Genomic DNA, 4,580 nt, shown 5'->3' with positions numbered 1-4,580 from the left:
GAAGTTAATAATTCTAGCAAAAATAGAGAAAATAAAGAAACTACTACATCACTAAAATCTACTATTGAAAATCTCAAAGCTCCTGATGTGGAATTGTTACAAGCGATTGCCCACGAAGTCAAAACTCCTTTAGCAACAATTCAGACTTTAACTCGCCTTTTATTAAAACGTCCTAATCTAAATCAGGAAGTAATCAAAAAGCGTTTACAAATGATTGATGCTGAATGTACTTCTCAAATAGAACGCTTTAATCTGATTTTTAGAGCAGTAGAATTAGAAACTCAGCAACCCTTTAAGCAACAACATCCATACCTACAATTAACAAATATTCCTCTAGCTCAAGTCTTTCAAGATAGTATTCCCCGTTGGCAACAAAAGGCAACTCAAAGAAATCATACTTTGAAAGTTATTTTACCTCCAAAAATGCCAACCGTTATTAGTGACCCTACTATGCTTGATCAAGTATTAGGAAATTTGATTGAAAATTTCTCCCGTAATTTACCTTCTGGCAGTCTTATACAGGTGGAAGTAATGTTAGCTGGAAATCAACTAAAATTACAGCTTAAATCTGATTCTGATGTAGGTGGAAAAAGTCACTCACCTTTCACCAGTTCCACAAAAACACCTTTTAAATCTATTGGTCATTTATTAATGTTTCAACCAGAAACAGGTAGTCTGAGTTTGAATTTAAAAGTGACTAAAAATTTGTTTCAAGCAATAGGAGGAAAATTAGTAATTCGACAACGACCAACTAAGGGAGAAATAATGACTATTTTCTTACCAGTTCAATAATTTATCCAGGTTTGAGGTGGTAGGATTTTGGGAAAAATACTAAAGTAAAAGAAATTGTCAAATAAAGTATTACCTTCTTATCGGTTTTATTTTTGATAGGAGACGATTTTTAAAGTTAAAATTTATCCTAAGTTCTTTCGTATTAATTACAGCTCTGAATCAAGCAAAATTTTTCCCTAAATCAGAAAGCTATAGATAAAAATCAGATTAATTTTGCTACCGACGAAAACTCCTTATATAAATCTAATTTGCTACGAATTTTTATCCTAAACTTAATTTATGATATTTAGATGATTTATTGTAATGATTTATGAGTAGTAGTAATTACCGAATAATTAAGGTTTAAAGCCTCTCCTAATTAGGAGAAACAAGCGGTCGGCAAGCGGAGCATGACAAACGGATGGGATGGATGGGTTACCTAACCATATCCAATCTCCCCTTGAGAAGAAAAAATTTTCCCTACCGCGTCATTTAGGGAAAGGTAATTATTCATTATCCATTAATGAAAGCATTTTTTAGTCTTGAATATCCAAAGTTTTATTTCTATAAGGAATAGGAAATAGGCAAAATAATTAATAAATTATAGCAATATGATTTGAGTTGTGAGATATTGGAAATTTTTAGGGAACAGGGAACAGAGAAGAAGAAAAAAATCAATATATATGAATAAGATAACTGCTATAATCTATTCCTTTAAGAAAAACTTCAATTCTCACATCTGATTCCTGATTGCTATATACCTCACTATTGGGGAAAAATACTTTACAGCAGTTTTCAAGTCAATGAACCACATAAAAAAAATGATAAACCTGTAGGGAAGTTGTATGCAACTTCCCTACTTTGTGGTCTACTAATCATAAAAATTACTCTAATTCAGTAAGAATCAGAGATTACTTTGAACTTTTGATTTTGAAATTTTGACTTTTAACTGTCTTGAGTGCGTCTTACATTCTGAGTAGACCTCACCAATTAGCACTCGCTTTTAACTTTTGACTTGCGCGTAGCGCTATACTTGCTATTTTCAAGTTAATTAATTACGATCAAAATCATCTCCTTCGAGAGAAATTTCTTCCAGATCAATATAATTTACTTCCCCTAATTTAACTTCCTTGGGTACATGAGTTACCTCATATTTAGTACCTTTAGGAACTAATACCTCTCTTTCACTATACATTGCCGAGAAATCACTGATAGGAATTCCTGAATGATTATGTTTTACACGAATTACTACTGGGTAACAATGACCGGAATAAGTCTCAGCAACTTTTGGATCGGAAGTAAAACTGGTGACCGAATCTAAAGTATAATCTCCGTGGGGTTTTAATTGTTGAATAAAAGATTTTATTGATTTTTCACTAAAAGACATACCCCGATAAATATCACCATCATAATAGGGCATTTTGTGCATAAAATTGTTAAGCTTTTTAACGTTGCCTTCGTTTTTTCCTTCTCTATCTGCTCGTCTAATTTTACGGAAATCTGCAGTGGTAAATCTTTCTAGTGCTTCTAATGATTCTGCGGCTTCAACAGAACTCATTCCACTTAATTTAGCGACCTTAGCAACAAGTTTGTTGTTTAGGCCGAGTACAACATTGTTCATTTTATGAACCTCAACCCGATACTTATTATTATCCCCTAAAATTACTCATAAAGTAATAGATATATTCAGATAATTTTTTGATTTAGATAGATTATATGGACTTTTTATATCGATTCTTATTAAGATAGACAGCAATTGCTCAACAATTCTTCATAAATTTTTCTAGGTATAAATAACTAAAGAGGTATTACTGATAGACTGTTAATTCTAATTTAATTATTCAGAAATAATCGGTAGATACTGTGTTTGAGTCAGCAACTTAAGTTTGAATCTACTAAAGTACGCGCTTCTACGAAATACTTTTACCATGTTATTATGAAGAGAAAATTTTCCTAAAAATTTACTTGTCTATTAATGCCATGAATCAAGGTATAATTAGGGTTTGCTGATTAAATATCAAAAAACTGGCAGATAAAGGTATTGGCGATTTTAGATGATGAAAAAGTACCAGTTTTTGGCTAAAAAAAGCTCAAAAAGTGAAGATTTTGGGGTAAAGGGAGACAGAAAAATTAAGGGGGTATTTTTCGACCATCTCTTCTATAACTCCCAGTTACTCTTGAGTTTTAACTACTCCCTACTCCCTGCTCCCTACTCCCTCGTTTTAATATCTGTACTTCTTATACTTGGAATCTGCTGTATCAATTAATTCTTCTTCCCTACTCCCTACTCCCTACTCCCTACTCCCTACTCCCTACTCCCTCGTTTTGCCAAAATAGCACTACCATAAGCTGCATCTGTATAAACAGCTTTCATCGTAGGTACTCCTAAATACCGTCTCCGAATTTCTGTAAAAGTAGGATTTTTAGCACCACCTCCAGCAGTATAGACCTTTATGAGGGTAGCTGCGCCTAATGCTTGCAACAATTCATAACCTCGTAATTCAATTTTGGCAAGACCTTCAAGTAAACCATGAAGAAACATCACAGGATTTTCTGGTTTAGGGTCTAATCTTGGTAATAATTCCGGGTCATTAATAGGAAAGCGCTCGCCTTTCTCCAATAAAGGATAATAATCTAACCCACTTTCAACATTAGGGTTTATTTGCCTGCTCAAACTTTCCAACTCAGCGTCAGTGAAAAAATGTCGCAAAACAGCACCCCCAGTATTAGAAGCACCACCGACTAACCACAAGTCTCCGAGGCGATGACTATAAATGCCATATTTAGCATCATCAACTCTAGTACGACTCAAAAGTTTTAAGACTAAAGTCGAACCTAAAGAAGTTACTGCTTCTCCTGGAGTATTAGCACCACTGGCAATAAAAGCAGCAATGCTATCTGTTGTACCTGCACAAACAACACATTCAGGAGATAGACCAAAACTATTAACTATTTCTGTTGTCACATTTCCGACAGTCGCACCTGGTGTAACTACTTCTGGTAAGTGGATATTTTTCCCAACTTGAGAATTAACAAAATCAGTCAACCAGTCTGGGTAAGATAAGTCGCCGACATCATAACCTAGTTTCAAAACGTTGTTATAGTCGCTCACTCCTATTTTTCCATGAAGCAAAAACCCTAACCAGTCAGCTTGATGGAAAAAATAATAAGTTTGATTTGACAGAGAAATATTTTCAAGCAACCATAACAATTTTGCCAAACTAGAAGTCGCACTAATAACAGGATGATTAGAAGGGGCAATACTTTTTAACTTATCCATCATTGTCACTCCCCTACTGTCGTTGTAAAGAAGCGCTTCAGTCACAGGTTTACCATAACTATTGCACAATAGTACAGTTGCCGAAGTACCATCAATAGCGATCGCCTGAATTTCCTCTCGTATTTTTTCAGGAATATCGGAAATAAGACTAAACAGAGCTTTTTGCCAAACATGAGGCAATTTATTTTCTTGAGCATTTTCCCAAGCATACTGTGTTTGTGCTTTAAGTTGAAAATTCGAGTTAATAACTACAGCACGCGCTCCCGAAGTGCCAAAATCAAGTCCTAAGTATAAGTTCATTGTGAGTAAATATCTGTTATTATCTAAAATAGAATAATATATGCAAAAACTAAGACGTCTTAGTTTTTAGTAGGTTAGGTTGAAGTCATTCCAGTTATTAGTTTTTTTCAGGAATATCGGAAATAAGACTAAACAGAGCTTTTTGCCAAACATGAGGCAATTTATTTTCTTGAGCATTTTCCCAAGCATACTGTGTTTGTGCTTTAAGTTGAAAATTCGAGTTAATAAC

3 protein-coding genes are annotated in these 4,580 nt (G+C 34.1%); 1 reads left to right on the top strand and 2 read right to left on the bottom strand.

The window, feature by feature from the left end; translation table 11 throughout:
- Nucleotides 1-792: sensor histidine kinase (locus F6K22_RS33005; RefSeq protein ID WP_293108066.1), on the top strand; the 792-nt coding region annotated here is incomplete at its 5' end.
- 1,030 nt (nucleotides 793-1,822) lie between these two features.
- Here the strand turns inward: F6K22_RS33005 and F6K22_RS33000 are convergent.
- Entirely contained in the window at nucleotides 1,823-2,392 is a 570-nt protein-coding gene (locus tag F6K22_RS33000) for an ADP-ribosyltransferase (protein WP_293108064.1), read from the bottom strand.
- Between the two features lie 684 nt (nucleotides 2,393-3,076).
- Nucleotides 3,077-4,351, bottom strand: a complete 1,275-nt coding sequence (locus F6K22_RS32995; protein ID WP_293108061.1) for an FGGY-family carbohydrate kinase — start codon at nucleotides 4,349-4,351, stop codon at nucleotides 3,077-3,079.
- Nucleotides 4,352-4,580 lie beyond the last annotated feature (229 nt).

The organism is Okeania sp. SIO2F4 (assembly GCF_010672385.1).
GTDB lineage: Bacteria > Cyanobacteriota > Cyanobacteriia > Cyanobacteriales > Microcoleaceae > Trichodesmium.
The sequence above is the reverse complement of the archived record's forward strand: the minus strand, read 5'-3'. Positions and strand labels throughout refer to the sequence as shown.

What these genes read in the sequence shown, in the direction of transcription:
- F6K22_RS33000 (WP_293108064.1), bottom strand. Translation starts at nt 2,392, where the DNA reads ATGAACAATGTTGTACTCGGCCTAAACAACAAACTTGTTGCTAAGGTC.
- F6K22_RS32995 (WP_293108061.1), bottom strand. Translation starts at nt 4,351, where the DNA reads ATGAACTTATACTTAGGACTTGATTTTGGCACTTCGGGAGCGCGTGCT.